This window comes from Bacillus cereus group sp. BfR-BA-01347 (genome assembly GCF_022663835.1).
GTDB lineage: Bacteria > Bacillota > Bacilli > Bacillales > Bacillaceae_G > Bacillus_A > Bacillus_A thuringiensis_K.
On sequence record NZ_JAKUGG010000022.1, the window covers coordinates 52,635 to 71,055 of the forward strand.

The following is an 18,421-nucleotide window of genomic DNA, read 5'->3' on the forward strand; positions in this document are numbered from 1 at the left end:
AAAGTATGAGTTTTTTTAAAAAACTAAAAGAAAAAATTTCAAAACAAACGGATACAGTTACAGAGAAATTTAAACAAGGATTAGAAAAAACGAGAAATTCATTTGCGGATAAAGTGAATGATTTAGTGTATCGTTACCGTAAAGTGGACGAAGATTTCTTCGAAGAGTTAGAAGAAATCTTAATCGGTGCAGACGTTGGCGTTGCGACGGTAATGGAATTAATTGACCAATTGAAAGAAGAAGTACAACGTCGTAACATTCAAGATCCAAAAGAAGTACAAGCTGTTATTTCAGAAAAACTAGTAGGAATTTACAAAGGTGACAGCGATTTTAGTAACGAAATTAATATGCAAGAGGACCAATTAACGGTTGTTTTATTTGTTGGTGTTAATGGTGTAGGAAAAACGACGACAATTGGTAAACTGGCGCATAAGTTTAAATCAGAAGGTAAGTCAGTCCTATTGGCGGCAGGAGACACATTCCGTGCTGGAGCGATTGAACAATTAGAAGTATGGGGCGATCGCGTTGGTGTAGAAGTGATTAAACAAGGATCTGGATCTGATCCAGCGGCGGTTATGTATGACGCTGTACAAGCAGCGAAAGCACGTAAGGTAGATGTATTACTATGTGACACAGCAGGACGCTTGCAAAATAAAGTGAACTTAATGAAAGAGTTAGAGAAGGTAAAGCGTGTAATTGAGCGTGAAGTACCAGGTGCTCCTCATGAAGTATTGCTTGTTATTGATGCAACAACAGGACAAAACGGTTTAAGCCAAGCGAAAACATTTCGTGAAGCAACGAATGTAACTGGTATTGTTTTAACGAAGTTAGATGGAACTGCTAAAGGTGGTATTGTATTAGCGATTCGTAACGAAATGGATGTACCGGTGAAGTTTGTTGGATTAGGAGAGCAGATGGATGACTTGCAGCAGTTTGATCCAGAACAATATGTGTATGGTTTATTTGCGAACTTAGTAGAAACAGAAGAAGTATAAGCGAAAGAAGCGGTATTTCCGCTTCTTTTTCTACAAAAAATATATGATGTTAAGAAAAAAACTTGACACTCTTTTGGACTACATGTAAACTAATTCATGTAAAGGGAAATCACTTAACAAAGGATGATCCAACATGCTCGAAAAAACAACGAGAATGAACTATTTATTTGATTTTTATCAATCGTTGTTAACGCAAAAACAAAGAAGTTATATGTCGCTTTATTATCTAGATGATTTATCTCTTGGTGAAATTGCGGAAGAATTTGATGTAAGTCGCCAAGCCGTGTATGATAACATTAAACGGACTGAAGCGATGCTTGAAGAATATGAAGAAAAATTAGTATTACTTCAAAAGTTTCAAGAGCGACAGCGACTTGTTGCAAAGCTAAAACAGCTAATCAGCGAAGAAGAGCATGTGAATGAAGAAATGAAACAAGTTGTTGAAGCTATCGAAAAATTAGATTAGGAGGGCGGCAATATGGCATTTGAAGGATTAGCCGACCGACTTCAACAGACAATGCAAAAAATCCGCGGCAAAGGAAAAGTTTCTGAAGCCGATGTGAAAGAAATGATGAGAGAAGTTCGTCTAGCTCTTTTAGAAGCGGATGTTAACTTTAAAGTAGTAAAAGATTTTGTGAAGCGTGTGTCTGAACGTGCTGTCGGACAAGATGTAATGAAAAGTTTGACACCTGGACAACAAGTAATTAAAGTTGTACAGGAAGAACTTACAGAACTTATGGGCGGAGAGCAAAGCAAAATTGCTGTTGCTAATAAGCCACCGACTGTTATTATGATGGTTGGTCTGCAAGGTGCGGGTAAAACAACGACGACAGGTAAGCTTGCGAATTTGCTTCGTAAAAAGCATAATCGTAAACCGATGCTTGTTGCAGCGGATATTTACCGTCCAGCAGCGATTAAACAGCTTGAAACATTAGGGAAGCAATTGGACATGCCTGTATTTTCTTTAGGAGATCAAGTAAGTCCTGTTGAAATTGCGAAACAAGCGATTGCAAAAGCAAAAGAAGATCATCACGATTATGTTTTAATCGATACAGCGGGTCGCCTGCATATTGATGAAGAATTAATGGATGAATTAGCGAAAGTGAAAGAAGTTGCGAAACCGGATGAAATTTTCCTTGTTGTCGATGCGATGACCGGGCAAGACGCGGTAAATGTTGCACAAAGTTTCCATGAACAGTTAGGTTTAACAGGTGTTGTATTAACGAAATTAGATGGTGATACGCGCGGTGGTGCTGCATTATCTATTAAGGCTGTAACAAACACGCCGATTAAATTTGCTGGTATGGGTGAAAAACTAGATGCAATTGAAGCGTTCCATCCAGAGCGTATGGCATCCCGTATTTTAGGGATGGGCGATGTCTTAACGTTAATTGAAAAAGCGCAAGCTACAGTTGATGAAGAGAAAGCAAAAGAACTTGAGCAAAAAATGCGTACGCTTTCGTTTACGCTTGACGATTTCCTAGAACAACTTGGACAAGTGCGCCAACTTGGGCCGCTTGATGAATTGTTAGGAATGCTTCCTGGTGCAAATAAAATTAAAGGGCTGAAAAATGCGCAAGTTGATGAAAAACAAATTGGGCATATTGAGGCAATTATTCGTTCTATGACTAAATTAGAACGAGAACAACCGGAAATAATCAATGCTAGTCGCAAAAAGCGCATTGCCAAAGGTAGCGGTACAACTGTACAAGAAATCAATCGTCTAATTAAGCAATTCGATGACATGAAAAAAATGATGAAGACGATGACGGGAATGCAAAAAGGTAAGAAAAAAGGACTAGGTGGATTGAAGTTTCCATTCATGTAAGGAAAAAAAGATGGCTCTGTTAAGAAAAAATACTTTACAAAGCAATAGTCTTTTTGCTAATATAATTATCTGTGTGAAATAAATTCGGAGGTGCTTTATAAATGGCAGTTAAAATTCGTTTAAAACGTATGGGAGCTAAAAAAACTCCTTTCTATCGTGTAGTTGTTGCAGATTCTCGTTCTCCTCGTGACGGACGTTTCATTGAGGAAATCGGAACTTACAATCCAGTTGCTCAACCAGCTGAAGTTAAGATCAACGAAGAAGCAGCATTAAAATGGTTAGGAAATGGTGCTAAACCATCTGATACAGTTCGTAACTTATTCTCTAACCAAGGTATCATGGAGAAATTCCACTTATCTAAACAAGGTAAGTAATTGAGGCAATGACTATGAAGAAGTTAGTCGAGACGATTGTCAAGCCTCTTGTCGATTATCCTGAAGATGTAAAAGTTACACAGGAACTTTGCAACGGAGAGATAAAGTATCGATTAACTGTACATCCTGAGGATGTTGGAAAAGTCATTGGGAAGCAAGGGAGAGTTGCGAAGGCGATTCGAATGCTCTTGTATTCAGTGGGACATCATAATGATGAAAAAGTAACACTGGAAATTCAATAAACGTAAAAAGGGCGAGGAGTTATTCCTCTCCCTTTTTTAACATTTAAATAGAGATTGCATGTTCCATCTGTGAAATGGAGATGCTTAATTTATATAGAAACCAGGGGTGACATACTATTTATGACAAAATGGTTTAACGTAGGGAAAATTGTAAATACTCATGGCGTAAGAGGAGAAATCCGTGTTATTTCTCGTACTGATTTTCCAGAAGAGCGATATAAAGTAGGAAATACGCTATACATATCGAATGAGAAAGGCACAGACTATCTTCCGGTGAAGGTAACTTCTCATCGCCAACATAAGACATTCGATTTATTAACATTTGAAGGATATAACAATGTAGATGAAGTAGAGAAGTTTAAAGGTTCTTTAATAAAAGTACCAGAAGAGCAGTTAGGCGAACTTGCTGAAGGTGAATACTACTATCATGAAATTATTGGTTGCAGTGTTGTAACGGAAGAAGGAGAAGCGCTAGGGACAATCAAAGAGATTCTATCTCCTGGTGCAAATGATGTTTGGGTAATTAAACGCCCGAAGGGTCAAGATCTTTTAATTCCTTATATCGATGACGTTGTACTTCAAGTTAATATTGAAAATAAATTAGTAACCATTCATGTAATGGAAGGGCTGCTATAATGAAAATTGATATTTTAACGTTGTTCCCAGACATGTTTACCGGTGTATTTGGATCTTCTATATTAAAGAAGGCGCAAGAAAAAGAAGCGGTAAACCTTCGTGTTGTTAACTTTCGTGATTATACAACAAGTAAGCATAATAGCGTAGACGATTATCCTTACGGCGGAGGAGCTGGTATGGTGCTTACTCCTCAGCCTATTTTTGATGCTGTAGAAGATTTGACGAAAGAGACAGAGCGTAAGCCGAGAGTTGTCTTAATGTGTCCGCAGGGCGAAAGATTTACGCAGAAGAAAGCGGAAGAGCTTGCAGGGGAAGAACATTTAATCTTCGTATGTGGGCATTATGAAGGATATGACGAACGAATTCGTGAGCATCTTGTAACGGATGAGATTTCTATTGGTGACTATGTATTAACGGGCGGAGAATTAGCCTCTATGGTTATTACTGATAGTGTGGTACGTCTCTTGCCGGGTGTGCTAGGAAATCATGCTTCACAAGTAGAGGATTCGTTTAGTACAGGTTTATTAGAGCATCCTCATTATACACGTCCAGCTGATTTTCGTGGTATGAAGGTACCGGATGTATTAATGTCAGGGAATCATAAAAACATTGATGAATGGCGACATAAGGAATCTTTGCGCCGAACGTATACGCGTAGACCTGATTTATTAGATGAGAGAGAGTTATCTAAACAAGAGAAAAAATGGCTTGAGGAAATAAAGCGAGAGCAGTAATAACTTCATATATTTGCTATTGCAACAGGCTTAGTAATATGCTATTATAACATTTGTGCTACTGAAATCAGTAGCCGTATTAACGATGTTCCGCTGTAATTTATTAAGACTTTATAAGAGCATCTGTTTAAAGGAGAGAATTTAATATGCAACAATTAATCGCAGAAATTACAAAAGGCCAATTAAAAACTGACCTTCCTTCATTCCGTCCTGGTGACACTTTACGTGTACACGTAAAAGTTGTTGAGGGAACTCGTGAAAGAATTCAGCTTTTCGAAGGTGTTGTAATTAAACGTCGTGGTGGCGGAATCAGTGAAACATTCACAGTTCGTAAGATTTCTTACGGTGTAGGTGTTGAGCGTACATTCCCAGTTCACACGCCAAGAATCGCGAAAATCGAAGTACTTCGCCGTGGTAAAGTACGTCGTGCTAAGTTATACTACTTACGTAACCTTCGCGGTAAAAAAGCACGTATTAAAGAAATTCGATAAGACATGTATGGGAGCTTGTAAATGCACAAGCTCCCTTTTTCCAATCTATATGAAATTTTGGTATAATACGAGCAGTTTACATAACCGTGGAGGGGAAATGCATGAAAAAAGAGAAGAGTTCACTTTGGGAATGGATTAAAGCAATTTTGATTGCTGTTGTATTAGCTGGTGTTATTAGACAGTTTTTCTTTGCGCCAATTCTCGTAGACGGGGTATCGATGGCACCTACTTTACATGATCGTGATCGAATGATTGTGAATAAAATTGGTTATCACATTGGAGATCCAAAACGCTTTGATATTATCGTATTTCGAGCAACAGAAGATAAAGATTACATTAAGCGTATTATAGGCCTGCCAGGCGATGAAATAGAGTATCGTAATGATAAACTGTATGTTAACGGAAAGGCTTATGAGGAGCCGTATTTAGACAAGCAGAAAAAGCAAATTGCTGACGGACCGCTTACATATGATTTTAATCTTGAAGAAATGACAGGCAAGAAAACCGTTCCAAAAGATCAATTATTTGTTTTAGGTGATAATCGTCGTTTTAGTAAAGATAGCCGTTCAATCGGTACGATTTCAATGGATCAAGTAATTGGTAAAGCTAATATGTTATATTGGCCGTTAGAAGACGCACGTATTGTGAAATAAATGAAAAAGAAGGTGGCAACATGGTAATTCAATGGTTTCCAGGGCATATGGCGAAGGCTAGACGCCAAGTAACGGAGAAATTAAAATTAATTGATGTTGTAATTGAACTTGTAGATGCTCGATTACCATTATCATCTCGAAACCCAATGATTGATGAAATCATTACACATAAGCCAAGGCTTGTTGTTTTAAATAAAGCGGATATGGCGGATGATCGTTTAACAAAACAATGGATCGCATATTTTAAAGAAAAAGGCCATATGGCAATTTCGATTAACGCGCAAGCTGGACAAGGTATGAAGGAAATTGCAGCAGCTTGTAAAGTGCTTGTTAAAGAAAAATTTGATAAAATGGTTGCAAAAGGTATTAGACCGAGAGCGATTCGTGCATTAATTGTAGGTATACCAAATGTTGGTAAATCTACATTGATTAATAAATTGGCAAAGAAAAATATTGCTAAAACAGGAGATCGTCCAGGTGTGACAACAGCTCAACAATGGATTAAAGTTGGGAAGGAAATGGAATTGTTAGATACACCAGGTATTCTGTGGCCTAAATTTGAAGATCAATTAGTGGGTCTTCGTTTAGCGACAACGGGTGCAATTAAAGATTCAATTTTAAATTTACAAGATGTAGCTGTTTACGCATTACGTTTTATGGAGAAACATTATCCAGAACGCTTGAAAGAACGCTATAATTTAAATGAGATTCCAGAAGATATCGTGGAATTATTCGATGCAATTGGAAAAAATAGAGGCTGCTTAATGGGCGGCGGAATGATTGATTATGATAAGACATCTGAGCTTGTGCTTCGTGAGCTTCGTGGTGGCAAACTTGGAAAAATGACGTTTGAAACACCGGAAGAGTTTGCAGAGCAAGTAGAAGATGTGGAAAAAATAGAAGAAGTATAAGACGTGCGTTTGTGCGTCTTTTCTTTTTGGATATGTTTAAAAAGGAGCTTGTATAAATGCAAACTATGACGATAAAAGAAGCGGAAAATGTATTGAAAGAAATTATGAATGAAGAAGATGATCGCTTTCAACTGTTAATGAAAGATGATCGAAAAGGTGTTCAAAAGCTCGTTTTGAAGTGGTATAAACAAAAAGAGTTAGAACAGAAAGAAAAAGAGAAGTTTTTTGAAATGTCCAAGTATGAAAATGCTTTGCGTGAAAAAGGGGTCACATATATTGCGGGTATTGATGAAGTAGGGCGCGGGCCATTGGCTGGGCCTGTTGTGACGGCAGCTGTCATTCTTCCTGAGGATTTTTATATTCCAGGGTTAAATGACTCGAAAAAGTTGAGTGAAGCGAAACGTGAGCGTTTTTATGATGAAATAAAAGTACAAGCAATTGCAATTGGAGTAGGAATTGTATCACCGCAAGTTATTGATGACATTAATATTTACCAAGCAACGAAACAAGCGATGTTAGATGCAGTTGCAAATTTATCTTGTACACCCCAACATTTATTAATTGATGCGATGAAGCTTCCTACACCAATTCCGCAAACATCAATTATTAAAGGTGATGCGAAAAGTGTTTCGATTTCAGCAGCATCCATTATCGCAAAAGTAACGAGAGATCGTATGATGAAAGAACTGGGAGAGAAGTATCCTGAATATGGATTTGAGCAACATATGGGATATGGCACAAAGCAACATTTAGAGGCAATTGAAGTGCATGGAGTACTAGATGAACACCGCAAGTCATTCGCACCAATTAAAGATATGATTCAAAAATAAGCTGTAAATATACAGCTTATTTTTTTATTTTGGCATATAAACATTACTATTTTCGAAAAAGAATAAAGCGATTTCAGTTTTCTGACACTTTATTGTAGACAGCGTGCCAATCATCTTATACAATGGCAATGTAATGTTTTTTAAACATTAAAAAACTTTTCGAGTAAAACAGGAAAACAGGGGAGGATGGGACCATGAATATCCATGAGTACCAAGGTAAGGCAGTCCTTAGAAGCTATGGGGTTAGCGTTCCGAACGGGAAGGTTGCATTTACAGTAGAAGAAGCTGTAGAAGCAGCGAAAGAATTAGGAACAGATGTATGTGTAGTGAAAGCACAAATTCACGCTGGTGGACGCGGCAAAGCTGGCGGAGTAAAAGTTGCAAAAAATTTAGATGAAGTTCGTACATATGCAGAAAGCATTTTAGGAACTACACTTGTGACACATCAAACAGGTCCTGAAGGTAAGGAAGTAAAACGCTTACTTATCGAAGAAGGTTGCGATATTAAAAAAGAATATTATGTAGGTCTAGTTTTAGATCGTGCAACTTCTCAAGTTGTTTTAATGGCGTCTGAAGAAGGCGGAACAGAAATTGAAGAAGTAGCAGAAAAAACACCTGAAAAAATCTTTAAAGAATATATTGATCCAGCAGTAGGCTTACAAGGTTTCCAAGCGCGCCGAATCGCATTTAACATCAATATTCCAAAAGAGCTTGTAGGACAAGCTGTGAAGTTTATGATGGGCTTATATCGTGCGTTTATCGAAAAAGATTGCTCTATCGCTGAGATTAACCCACTTGTTACAACAGGTGAAGGTAAAGTTATGGCATTAGATGCAAAATTAAACTTTGATTCTAATGCATTATATCGCCATAAAGACATTTTAGAGCTTCGTGATCTTGATGAAGAGGATTCAAAAGAAATTGAAGCTTCAAAATACGACTTAAACTACATTCCTTTAGATGGAAATATCGGTTGTATGGTTAATGGTGCAGGTTTAGCGATGGCTACAATGGATATCATTAAACATTACCACGGTGACCCAGCTAACTTCTTAGATGTTGGTGGCGGTGCAACTGCAGAAAAAGTTACAGAAGCATTCAAAATTATCCTTTCTGACAAAAATGTAAAAGGTATCTTCGTTAACATTTTTGGTGGCATTATGAAGTGTGATGTTATTGCAGAAGGTGTTATTGAAGCAACGAAACAAGTAGGTCTTGAGTTACCTTTAGTTGTACGTCTTGAAGGTACAAACGTAGAACTAGGTAAGAAAATTTTAAATGAGTCTGGCTTAAATATTGTTGCAGCAGAATCTATGGCAGACGGTGCACAAAAAATTGTTTCACTAGTGGGCTAATAGAAAGCGGGGGAGAAAAATGAGCGTATTAGTTAATAAAGATACAAAAGTTATTGTTCAAGGTATTACAGGTTCTCAAGGTTTATTCCATACAAAACAAATGATTGAATACGGTACGAAAATTGTCGGTGGTGTAACACCAGGTAAGGGCGGCACTGATATTGAAGGTGTACCAGTATTTGATACAGTAGAAGATGCAGTGAAAGCAACAGGCGCAAACGCTTCAGTTGTATACGTTCCACCCGCTTTTGCGGCAGATGCAATTATGGAAGCTGTTGATGCAGAAATTGATTTAGTAGTATGTATTACTGAAGGGATTCCTGTATTAGATATGGTAAACGTAAAGAGGTATATGGCGGGTAAACATACACGTTTACTTGGACCAAACTGCCCAGGTGTAATCACACCGGATGAATGTAAGATTGGTATTATGCCAGGATATATTCATAAAAAAGGTCATGTTGGTATCGTATCTCGCTCTGGTACATTAACGTATGAAGCTGTACATCAGTTAACACAAGAAGGTATTGGCCAATCTACTGCTGTAGGTATCGGCGGAGACCCTGTTAACGGTACAGACTTTATTGATGCTTTAAAAGCATTTAATGAAGATGAAGAAACACATGCTGTAATTATGATTGGTGAAATCGGCGGTACAGCAGAAGAAGAGGCAGCTGAATGGGTAAAAGCTAATATGACAAAACCTGTTGTAGGGTTCATTGGTGGTCAAACAGCGCCTGCTGGCAAACGTATGGGCCATGCTGGTGCAATCATTTCTGGCGGTAAAGGGACTGCTGCTGAAAAGATTAAAACAATGGAAGCTTGTGGCATTAAAGTAGCTGAAACTCCAGCAGTTATGGGAGAAACGCTAATCTCTGTTTTAAAAGAAAAAGGTTTATTTGAGACTTGTAAAAACTATTAATCTGTTGAAAGACACCTTCTTACTTGAGGGTGTCTTTTTAGACTTTTTCTGTTTACATAATAAAAATTATGGGTAAGGAGAATCAAGATGAAAAGAGAGAGATTATTACATCTTCATTACTTGCTAGCAGATTATTGGAAAGCGATGGAGAGGCTACTATATGTCGATCCAGAATTAGAGAACATATATAATTTTAACGAAAAACAAATGGAATACTACACTGGAATATCCTCGAAAAAATCTGCAGAACTAGTAAAATTTCTTCAAAGTTCAAGTCTTCCGCAATATATATCGTATTTAGAGAAAAATCGTATTTTTTATATAACGATATGGGATGAAAATTATCCACAATTATTACATGAAATACAAGACCCCCCCTTCGTTTTATATGGAAAAGGAGAGGAAAATTTCCTGAATAAAGTAAATAAATTAGCGGTTGTTGGAACGAGAGAACCATCATTATATGGTCATGAGAGTTTGAAGTTTATTTTACACCCTTTATTAGAAAGAGAGTGGCTTATTGTCAGTGGGTTTGCAAAAGGGATAGATACAATGTCTCATGAGATTACAGTAAGGCATCATTGCCCGACTATTGCGGTATTAGGGCACGGATTGTCTTTTATGTATCCGAAAGAAAATAGACATTTATATGAAATGTGGAAGGAATATATATTGTTATTGACAGAGTATCCGCCGCACTATGCACCGAAAAAATGGTATTTTCCAAAAAGGAACCGGATTATTAGTGGCATAAGTAAAGGTGTTTTAGTTGTAGAAGCGAAATCAAGAAGTGGAACACTTATTACTGCAGACCTTGCGTTAGAGCAAAATAGGGAGGTGTTTGCGCTTCCTGGACCTATATTTATAGAGGGGGCATCGGGAACGAATCATCTTATTCAACAAGGAGCAAAACTAGTAAGAAATGCAGAAGATATCTTGGAAGAGATTTTAAATTAACCTTATATTTTTATGTTTTTATTAAACAATTATTGACAAATGGTAGATTGGCACTGTATGGTATATTCATTCTTGATTGACAAAAACAAGAGAAATCAATAAGATTAATGAAGACTTGAATCCACCTCTTAAGGAGGCACTAGCATGTCAGATTACCTCGTAATCGTGGAGTCGCCTTCTAAGGCGAAGACCATTGAGAAATATTTAGGGAAAAAATACAAAGTTGTCGCGTCTATGGGACATGTTCGCGATTTGCCAAAAAGTCAAATGGGGATAGAAGTAAAGAACAACTTCACCCCGAAGTATATTACCATTCGTGGTAAAGGTCCCGTCTTAAAAGATTTAAAATCAGCGGCCAAAAAAGCAAAGAAAGTCTATCTCGCGGCCGATCCAGACCGCGAAGGGGAAGCAATTGCTTGGCATTTAGCGAATACGTTAAATGTGGACGTTGAATCAGATTGTCGAGTTGTGTTTAATGAGATTACGAAAGATGCAATCAAAGAATCATTTAAACATCCTCGTGCAATTAATATGGATTTAGTGGATGCACAACAAGCAAGACGTATACTTGATCGTCTTGTTGGTTACAATATTAGTCCTTTATTATGGAAGAAAGTAAAAAAAGGATTAAGTGCAGGACGTGTACAATCTGTAGCAGTTCGTTTAATCATCGAGCGTGAAAGGGAAATTCAAAACTTTGAACCTGAAGAATTCTGGACAATTAAAACAGAATTTGTAAAAGGAAAAGACACATTTGAAGCAAGCTTTTACGGTGTAGATGGTGAAAAAGTTCAATTAACAAATGAAACGCAAGTGAATGAAATAATTGAACAGATGAAAGACAATGCGTTTTCAGTTGAAAATGTAACGCGCAAAGAGCGAAAACGTAATCCTGCATTACCGTTTACAACATCTTCCTTGCAACAAGAAGCAGCACGTAAGTTAAACATGCGAGCAAAGAAAACGATGATGCTTGCACAGCAATTGTATGAAGGGATAGATCTTGGAAAACAAGGAACTGTAGGTCTTATTACGTATATGAGAACTGATTCAACACGTATCTCAGAAACAGCTCAAACAGAGGCTCGTACTTATATCACTGAAGCGTATGGTACGGAATACATAGGAACAGAAAAGAAGAAAGAAACGAAAAAGTCAAATGCACAAGATGCGCATGAGGCAATTCGTCCTACTTCGGTAATGAGAAAGCCAGAGGAACTAAAAAGTTTCTTAGGTCGTGATCAACTTCGATTATATAAATTGATTTGGGAGCGATTTGTTGCAAGTCAAATGGCGTCTGCTATAATGGATACTGTGACAGCGAGACTCATTAATAACAATGTTCAGTTCCGTGCAAGTGGATCGGTTGTAAAGTTCCCAGGATTTATGAAAGTGTATGTAGAGTCAAAAGATGATGGTGCTGAAGAAAAGGATAAGATGTTGCCGCCTTTAGAAGTAGGGGAAACTGTATTTTCAAAGGATTTAGAACCAAAGCAACATTTTACACAACCTCCTCCGCGCTATACAGAGGCTCGTCTAGTAAGAACACTTGAAGAACTTGGAATTGGAAGACCGTCGACATATGTACCTACACTTGAAACGATTCAAAAGCGTGGGTATGTAGGCTTAGATAATAAACGCTTCGTTCCGACTGAACTTGGTGAAATAGTAATTGAACTTATTTTAGAGTTTTTCCCAGAAATTATTAACATTGAATTTACTGCCAATATGGAGCAAAGCCTTGATGAAGTAGAAGAAGGAAATGCGAATTGGGTAAAAATTGTTGATGATTTCTACGTAGGTTTTGAACCGCGTTTAGAAAAAGCGGAAAAAGAAATGCGTGAAGTGGAAATTAAAGATGAACCAGCTGGGGAAGATTGTGAATTATGTAATCACCCAATGGTCTTTAAAATGGGTAAATACGGGAAATTTATGGCTTGCTCGAATTTCCCAGATTGTCGTAATACAAAGCCGATTGTGAAAGAAATCGGTGTTACTTGTCCAAAGTGTGATAAGGGTCAAATTATTGAACGCCGTAGTAATAAAAAGAAACGTCTTTTCTATGGGTGCGGTACGTATCCGGAATGCGACTTTGTATCTTGGGATAAGCCAATTGGTCGTAAGTGTCCGAAGTGCGAAGGCATGCTTGTAGAGAAAAAGTTGAAAAAAGGCGTGCAAGTACAATGTATTTCGTGCGATTATGAAGAAGAACAACAAATGTGAGCGTAACTGCTCACATTTTTTTCGGGAAGAAAAGGAAAGGTGATATAAATGACAACACAAGTAGTAAACGTCATTGGCGCAGGTCTTGCAGGAAGTGAAGCAGCTTACCAAATTGCAAAACGTGGTGTCCAAGTTAGATTATATGAAATGAGACCGGTAAGGCAAACGCCAGCTCATCACACAGATAAATTCGCTGAATTAGTATGTAGTAACTCACTTCGTGCAAACACTTTAACAAATGCAGTTGGAGTTATTAAAGAGGAAATGCGCTTAATGGATTCTGTAATTATTCGTGCGGCGGATGAGTGCTCTGTACCAGCTGGAGGTGCTTTAGCTGTAGACCGTCATGAGTTCGCAGCTAAAGTAACGGAATACGTAAAGAACCATCCAAATGTAACTGTAATGAATGAAGAAATTACAGATATTCCAGAGGGACCGACAATTATTGCTACAGGTCCATTAACATCTCCTGATCTTTCTGCAAAATTGAAAGAATTAACAGGAGAAGATTATTTCTACTTCTATGATGCTGCAGCCCCAATCGTAGAAAAAGACAGCATTGACATGAATAAAGTATATTTAAAATCGCGCTATGACAAAGGGGAAGCTGCATATTTAAATTGCCCAATGACAGAAGAAGAGTTTGATCGTTTTTATGAGGCTCTGATTGCTGCTGAGACAGTGCCTTTAAAGGAGTTTGAAAAAGAAATTTTCTTTGAAGGTTGTATGCCAGTAGAAGTTATGGCAAGTAGAGGGAGACAGACGTTAGTATTTGGACCTATGAAACCTGTTGGATTGGAAGATCCAAAAACAGGGAAAACGCCATATGCTGTTGTTCAGTTACGTCAAGATGATGCAGCGGGAACTTTATACAATATCGTAGGTTTCCAAACACATTTAAAGTGGGGACCACAAAAAGAAGTGCTACAGTTAATTCCGGGATTGGAAAATGCAGAGATTGTACGTTATGGTGTAATGCATCGTAATACGTTTATTAATTCACCCAATTTGCTTCGTCCAACATATCAATATAAACAACGTGATGATTTATTCTTCGCTGGTCAAATGACTGGAGTAGAGGGATATGTTGAATCAGCAGCATCAGGATTATTAGCAGGGATTAATGCTGCGCGTCTTGTGCAAGGTGAAGAACCAGTTGTATTACCACCAGTAACTGCAATGGGTAGCATGGCAAATTACATTACGGCAACGAACGCTAAAAACTTCCAACCGATGAATGCGAACTTCGGTCTATTTGCACCGTTAGAGAAGAAGATTAAAAAGAAAGCTGAACGAAATGAAGCGTACGCAGCACGCGCTTTAGAAACGATTCGAAATTTTGTAAATATTTAGTTAAATTTCTTGCAAAGGCTACTAAGTTGTGATACGATTTAGTAGCCTTTATTGAGGTGAGTTGTGTGAATGTGAAGAAATTGTTACAATTATTCGTTGGATATTTACAAATTGAAAGAAATTATTCAAAATATACAATTGCAAGTTATCAAAATGATTTAGAACATTTTGTGCAATTTATGGAACGAGAAGGCATATCCTCTTTTTTAGACGTTACATACGCGGATGTTCGTTTGTACTTAACGACGTTGCACGATGAAAAGTTAGCCCGTAAATCTGTCGCAAGAAAAGTATCAAGCTTACGAAGTTTATATCGTTTTTTGATGCGTGAAGGTTATCGAAAGGATAATCCGTTTGCACTTGCGTCACTCCCCAAAAAAGAATTGTCAATCCCAAAGTTTTTATATGCTGAAGAGTTAGAGGAATTATTCGAAGTTTCTGACACGGAAACGCCATTAGGTCAAAGGAATCAAGCTTTATTAGAGTTGATGTATGCGACTGGGATCCGTGTGAGTGAATGTGTCAATTTACAACTTACCGATATTGACTTTGCGGTGGGAACAATTTTAGTAATGGGAAAAGGAAAAAAACAAAGGTATATTCCATTTGGAAGCTATGCGCAAGATTCTTTAATTACTTATATAGAGAATGGGAGAAAACAGTTAGTTAATAAGACTGACGAAGACTCTCATATGGTATTTTTAAATGCGAAAGGTACACCGCTAACAAGTCGTGGAGTTCGTTATGTTTTAAATGAAATCATTAAAAAGGCTTCACTGACAATGCGGATAAGTCCCCATATGTTAAGGCATACATTTGCTACACATATGCTAGATGAAGGGGCAGATTTACGTACTGTACAGGAGCTATTAGGCCATGAGAATTTGTCGACGACACAAATTTATACGCATGTCTCTAAAGAAAGATTGCGTTCTGTTTACATGAAGCATCACCCGCGGGCATAAATTGCTTTAAAAGCTATAAAAACAAATAAAGGAGTTTTTTCTATGGGAAATTTCCACGCTACAACGATATTTGCAGTTCATCATAATGGAGAATGTGCAATGGCTGGAGATGGCCAAGTGACGATGGGAAATGCTGTTGTAATGAAACATACAGCTCGTAAAGTTCGTAAGCTTTTCCAAGGTAAAGTTTTAGCTGGTTTCGCAGGATCAGTTGCTGACGCATTTACTCTTTTTGAAATGTTTGAAGGGAAATTAGAAGAGTATAATGGCAACTTGCAACGTGCTGCTGTTGAAATGGCAAAACAATGGCGTGGCGATAAAATGTTACGTCAGCTAGAAGCGATGCTCATTGTCATGGATAAAACAACTATGCTCCTTGTTTCAGGTACAGGAGAAGTGATTGAACCGGATGATGGTATTTTAGCAATTGGATCTGGTGGGAATTATGCACTTTCTGCAGGTCGTGCTTTAAAGCAATATGCAAGTGAACACTTAACAGCGAAGCAAATTGCGAAAGCGAGTTTAGAGATTGCTGGCGATATTTGTGTTTATACGAATCACAACATAATTGTTGAAGAATTGTAGAATCGTAAGGGAGGCATTTTATATGCATTTACATTTTACTCCGCGCCAAATTGTGGAAAAATTAGATCAATACATCATCGGTCAAAAAGACGCAAAGAAAGCGGTTGCTGTAGCGTTGAGAAATCGATATCGTCGCAGTAAATTAGCTGAAAATTTACGTGACGAAATTGCACCTAAAAACATCTTAATGATTGGACCGACAGGTGTTGGGAAAACAGAGGTAGCACGACGAATGGCGAAACTCGTTGGAGCACCTTTTATTAAGGTTGAGGCTACAAAATTCACAGAAGTTGGATATGTGGGTAGAGATGTAGAGTCGATGGTACGTGACCTGGTGGAAACATCGGTTCGTATTGTAAAAGAAGAAATGGTAGTGAAAGTTCAAGATAAAGCAGAAGAGCAAGCGAATCAACGTCTTGTTGAAATTTTAGTGCCGAGTCCGGAGAAGCAATCTGGATTTAAAAATCCATTAGAGATGCTTTTTGGAGGCGCTCAAAATTCGAATCAAACGTCTGATACACAAGAAGATGTTGAAATCGAAAAGAAACGTCAAGATGTGGAGAGAAAGCTTGCTGCAGGGCTTCTTGAAGAAGAAATTGTATCGATTGAAGTGACTGAACAACAGTCTTCCATGTTTGATATGTTACAAGGAACTGGCATGGAACAAATGGGAATGAATTTCCAAGATGCGCTAGGAAGTTTTATGCCGAAAAAAACGAAAAAACGTAAACTTTCTGTAAAAGAAGCAAGAAAACTCTTGACAAATGAAGAGGCACAGCGCTTAATTGATATGGATGAAGTTACACAAGAGGCTGTTTATCGTGCTGAACAGCTCGGGATTATTTTTATTGATGAAATTGACAAAATTGCTGGTAAGCAGTCGAATAGCGTAGATGTATCACGTGAAGGTGTGCAACGTGACATTTTGCCAATTGTAGAAGGATCGAATGTTGCGACAAAATACGGATCAGTAAAAACGGATTATATTTTATTCGTTGCAGCTGGAGCGTTCCATATGTCTAAACCGTCGGATTTAATTCCGGAATTGCAAGGGAGATTTCCGATTCGAGTAGAATTAACAAAATTATCGACAGACGATTTTGTTAAAATATTAATCGAGCCTGACAATGCGTTAATTAAACAATATATGGCATTATTAGCGACTGAAGGTATAGAAATTGAATTTTCAGACGAAGCTATTCGTAAGATTGCTGAGATTGCTTATCAAGTTAATCAGGATACAGATAATATTGGAGCAAGAAGACTTCATACGATTATGGAGAAGCTCCTTGAAGATTTATCGTTTGAAGCATCTGAAATTACGTTAGAGAAAATAACGATAACACCTCAATACGTTGAGGAGAAATTAGCAACAATTGCTAAAAATAAAGATGTGAGCCAGTTTATTTTGTAATAGTGTCATCAGGTGACTCGCCCTAGTTTCCAAGTGATGAAAAAATATGTGAGTAACATGTAGGAGGAACTTTTGAAATGGAATTATTAGCAAAAACGAGAAAATTAAATGCGTTATTACAGAGCGCAGCAGGGAAGCCTGTAAACTTTAGAGAAATGTCTGACACAATGTGTGAAGTAATCGAAGCAAACGTATTCGTAGTTAGCCGTCGTGGTAAATTACTAGGTTATGCAATTCACCAACAAATCGAAAACGAACGCATGAAGCAAATGCTTGCAGAACGTCAATTCCCAGAAGAATATACACAAAGCTTATTCAACATTACAGAAACATCTTCAAACTTAGATGTGAACAGTGCTTACACAGCATTCCCAGTAGAAAACAGAGAATTATTTGGTCAAGGTTTAACTACAATCGTACCAATCGTTGGTGGCGGTGAGCGTCTAGGTACATTAGTATTAGCTCGTCTTGGTCAAGAGTTCTTAGATGATGATTTAATCCTTGCTGAGTACAGCTCAACTGTTGTTGGTATGGAAATCTTGCGTGAAAAAGCAGAAGAAATTGAAGAGGAAGCACGTAGTAAAGCTGTTGTTCAAATGGCGATCAGCTCATTATCTTACAGTGAGTTAGAAGCAATTGAGCACATCTTCGAAGAATTAAATGGAACAGAAGGTTTACTTGTTGCAAGTAAAATTGCTGATCGCGTAGGAATTACTCGTTCTGTAATCGTAAATGCACTACGTAAATTAGAAAGTGCTGGTGTTATTGAGTCTCGTTCTTTAGGTATGAAAGGAACATACATTAAAGTGCTAAACGACAAGTTTCTACAGGAACTTGCTAAATTAAAAACAAACTAATTTATAAAAAACTCTCCTCGATTGAGGAGAGTTTTTTTGTGCAATGTATAGATGGTGCTTGTGAAAAGTGTCATAAGCGTGTTTTCTGGGAAAACT

Annotated in this window: 20 protein-coding genes; all 20 read left to right on the forward strand. The window is 37.7% G+C overall.

The window, feature by feature from the left end:
- Positions 1 to 5 precede the first annotated feature (5 nt).
- The 20 genes from ftsY to codY all read left to right on the forward strand — a co-directional run bounded on the left by ftsY (position 6) and on the right by codY (position 18,325).
- On the forward strand, positions 6 to 995 hold the full coding sequence (ftsY, locus tag MR143_RS25385) for a signal recognition particle-docking protein FtsY (protein ID WP_000007655.1): 990 nt from the start codon (positions 6 to 8) through the stop codon (positions 993 to 995).
- Between the two features lie 133 nt (positions 996 to 1,128).
- On the forward strand, positions 1,129 to 1,461 hold the full coding sequence (locus MR143_RS25390; RefSeq protein WP_000891062.1) for a putative DNA-binding protein: 333 nt from the start codon (positions 1,129 to 1,131) through the stop codon (positions 1,459 to 1,461).
- A gap of 12 nt (positions 1,462 to 1,473) precedes the next feature.
- Positions 1,474 to 2,823 carry a signal recognition particle protein gene (gene ffh, locus MR143_RS25395; protein WP_000863460.1) on the forward strand — a complete coding sequence of 450 codons (1,350 nt, stop codon included), beginning with the start codon at positions 1,474 to 1,476 and terminating at the stop codon, positions 2,821 to 2,823.
- A 101-nt stretch (positions 2,824 to 2,924) separates the two neighbouring features.
- Positions 2,925 to 3,197, forward strand: coding sequence for a 30S ribosomal protein S16 (rpsP, locus tag MR143_RS25400; protein ID WP_000268750.1), 273 nt, complete (start codon positions 2,925 to 2,927; stop codon positions 3,195 to 3,197).
- Between the two features lie 14 nt (positions 3,198 to 3,211).
- Complete coding sequence (locus MR143_RS25405; RefSeq protein ID WP_000737401.1) at positions 3,212 to 3,439, forward strand: KH domain-containing protein; 228 nt, start codon at positions 3,212 to 3,214, stop codon at positions 3,437 to 3,439.
- Positions 3,440 to 3,559: 120 nt separating this feature from the next.
- Positions 3,560 to 4,075: a ribosome maturation factor RimM gene (gene rimM / locus MR143_RS25410; RefSeq protein ID WP_000170278.1), complete on the forward strand. Its 516-nt coding sequence runs from the start codon at positions 3,560 to 3,562 to the stop codon at positions 4,073 to 4,075.
- Positions 4,075 to 4,809: a tRNA (guanosine(37)-N1)-methyltransferase TrmD gene (gene trmD / locus MR143_RS25415; RefSeq protein ID WP_000686903.1), complete on the forward strand. Its 735-nt coding sequence runs from the start codon at positions 4,075 to 4,077 to the stop codon at positions 4,807 to 4,809. The genes rimM and trmD overlap by 1 nt, the downstream gene beginning before the upstream one ends.
- 146 nt (positions 4,810 to 4,955) lie before the next feature.
- Positions 4,956 to 5,300: a 50S ribosomal protein L19 gene (gene rplS / locus MR143_RS25420; RefSeq protein WP_001186516.1), complete on the forward strand. Its 345-nt coding sequence runs from the start codon at positions 4,956 to 4,958 to the stop codon at positions 5,298 to 5,300.
- Positions 5,301 to 5,401: 101 nt separating this feature from the next.
- Entirely contained in the window at positions 5,402 to 5,953 is a 552-nt protein-coding gene (gene lepB, locus MR143_RS25425; protein ID WP_000711853.1) for a signal peptidase I, read from the forward strand.
- Between the two features lie 20 nt (positions 5,954 to 5,973).
- Complete coding sequence (gene ylqF, locus MR143_RS25430) at positions 5,974 to 6,864, forward strand: ribosome biogenesis GTPase YlqF (protein ID WP_000236702.1); 891 nt, start codon at positions 5,974 to 5,976, stop codon at positions 6,862 to 6,864.
- A gap of 56 nt (positions 6,865 to 6,920) precedes the next feature.
- Positions 6,921 to 7,694 (forward strand): ribonuclease HII, encoded by a 774-nt coding sequence (locus MR143_RS25435; RefSeq protein WP_001194261.1) that lies wholly within the window; start codon positions 6,921 to 6,923, stop codon positions 7,692 to 7,694.
- Between the two features lie 194 nt (positions 7,695 to 7,888).
- A complete protein-coding gene (sucC, locus tag MR143_RS25440) occupies positions 7,889 to 9,049 on the forward strand; it encodes an ADP-forming succinate--CoA ligase subunit beta (protein ID WP_001020791.1) in 1,161 nt (386 codons plus the stop codon).
- 19 nt (positions 9,050 to 9,068) lie between these two features.
- Complete coding sequence (sucD, locus tag MR143_RS25445; RefSeq protein ID WP_000115178.1) at positions 9,069 to 9,971, forward strand: succinate--CoA ligase subunit alpha; 903 nt, start codon at positions 9,069 to 9,071, stop codon at positions 9,969 to 9,971.
- 87 nt (positions 9,972 to 10,058) lie between these two features.
- Positions 10,059 to 10,928 (forward strand): DNA-processing protein DprA, encoded by an 870-nt coding sequence (dprA, locus tag MR143_RS25450; RefSeq protein WP_000818040.1) that lies wholly within the window; start codon positions 10,059 to 10,061, stop codon positions 10,926 to 10,928.
- A 144-nt stretch (positions 10,929 to 11,072) separates the two neighbouring features.
- Entirely contained in the window at positions 11,073 to 13,151 is a 2,079-nt protein-coding gene (gene topA, locus MR143_RS25455) for a type I DNA topoisomerase (RefSeq protein WP_001286963.1), read from the forward strand.
- A 48-nt stretch (positions 13,152 to 13,199) separates the two neighbouring features.
- Entirely contained in the window at positions 13,200 to 14,504 is a 1,305-nt protein-coding gene (gene trmFO / locus MR143_RS25460) for an FADH(2)-oxidizing methylenetetrahydrofolate--tRNA-(uracil(54)-C(5))-methyltransferase TrmFO (protein ID WP_000213002.1), read from the forward strand.
- Between the two features lie 65 nt (positions 14,505 to 14,569).
- Entirely contained in the window at positions 14,570 to 15,469 is a 900-nt protein-coding gene (xerC, locus tag MR143_RS25465; protein WP_001101242.1) for a tyrosine recombinase XerC, read from the forward strand.
- Positions 15,470 to 15,511: 42 nt separating this feature from the next.
- Positions 15,512 to 16,054, forward strand: a complete 543-nt coding sequence (gene hslV / locus MR143_RS25470) for an ATP-dependent protease proteolytic subunit HslV (RefSeq protein WP_000526272.1) — start codon at positions 15,512 to 15,514, stop codon at positions 16,052 to 16,054.
- 22 nt (positions 16,055 to 16,076) lie between these two features.
- Complete coding sequence (gene hslU / locus MR143_RS25475; protein WP_000550078.1) at positions 16,077 to 17,468, forward strand: ATP-dependent protease ATPase subunit HslU; 1,392 nt, start codon at positions 16,077 to 16,079, stop codon at positions 17,466 to 17,468.
- Positions 17,469 to 17,545: 77 nt separating this feature from the next.
- On the forward strand, positions 17,546 to 18,325 hold the full coding sequence (codY, locus tag MR143_RS25480) for a GTP-sensing pleiotropic transcriptional regulator CodY (RefSeq protein WP_000421290.1): 780 nt from the start codon (positions 17,546 to 17,548) through the stop codon (positions 18,323 to 18,325).
- Positions 18,326 to 18,421 lie beyond the last annotated feature (96 nt).

Bases quoted from the DNA above. Each gene is read 5' to 3' on its own strand.
- ftsY (WP_000007655.1), top strand. From the start codon at position 6: ATGAGTTTTTTTAAAAAACTAAAAGAAAAAATTTCAAAACAAACGGAT.
- MR143_RS25390 (WP_000891062.1), top strand. From the start codon at position 1,129: ATGCTCGAAAAAACAACGAGAATGAACTATTTATTTGATTTTTATCAA.
- ffh (WP_000863460.1), top strand. From the start codon at position 1,474: ATGGCATTTGAAGGATTAGCCGACCGACTTCAACAGACAATGCAAAAA.
- rpsP (WP_000268750.1), top strand. From the start codon at position 2,925: ATGGCAGTTAAAATTCGTTTAAAACGTATGGGAGCTAAAAAAACTCCT.
- MR143_RS25405 (WP_000737401.1), top strand. From the start codon at position 3,212: ATGAAGAAGTTAGTCGAGACGATTGTCAAGCCTCTTGTCGATTATCCT.
- rimM (WP_000170278.1), top strand. From the start codon at position 3,560: ATGACAAAATGGTTTAACGTAGGGAAAATTGTAAATACTCATGGCGTA.
- trmD (WP_000686903.1), top strand. From the start codon at position 4,075: ATGAAAATTGATATTTTAACGTTGTTCCCAGACATGTTTACCGGTGTA.
- rplS (WP_001186516.1), top strand. From the start codon at position 4,956: ATGCAACAATTAATCGCAGAAATTACAAAAGGCCAATTAAAAACTGAC.
- lepB (WP_000711853.1), top strand. From the start codon at position 5,402: ATGAAAAAAGAGAAGAGTTCACTTTGGGAATGGATTAAAGCAATTTTG.
- ylqF (WP_000236702.1), top strand. From the start codon at position 5,974: ATGGTAATTCAATGGTTTCCAGGGCATATGGCGAAGGCTAGACGCCAA.
- MR143_RS25435 (WP_001194261.1), top strand. From the start codon at position 6,921: ATGCAAACTATGACGATAAAAGAAGCGGAAAATGTATTGAAAGAAATT.
- sucC (WP_001020791.1), top strand. From the start codon at position 7,889: ATGAATATCCATGAGTACCAAGGTAAGGCAGTCCTTAGAAGCTATGGG.
- sucD (WP_000115178.1), top strand. From the start codon at position 9,069: ATGAGCGTATTAGTTAATAAAGATACAAAAGTTATTGTTCAAGGTATT.
- dprA (WP_000818040.1), top strand. From the start codon at position 10,059: ATGAAAAGAGAGAGATTATTACATCTTCATTACTTGCTAGCAGATTAT.
- topA (WP_001286963.1), top strand. From the start codon at position 11,073: ATGTCAGATTACCTCGTAATCGTGGAGTCGCCTTCTAAGGCGAAGACC.
- trmFO (WP_000213002.1), top strand. From the start codon at position 13,200: ATGACAACACAAGTAGTAAACGTCATTGGCGCAGGTCTTGCAGGAAGT.
- hslV (WP_000526272.1), top strand. From the start codon at position 15,512: ATGGGAAATTTCCACGCTACAACGATATTTGCAGTTCATCATAATGGA.
- hslU (WP_000550078.1), top strand. From the start codon at position 16,077: ATGCATTTACATTTTACTCCGCGCCAAATTGTGGAAAAATTAGATCAA.
- codY (WP_000421290.1), top strand. From the start codon at position 17,546: ATGGAATTATTAGCAAAAACGAGAAAATTAAATGCGTTATTACAGAGC.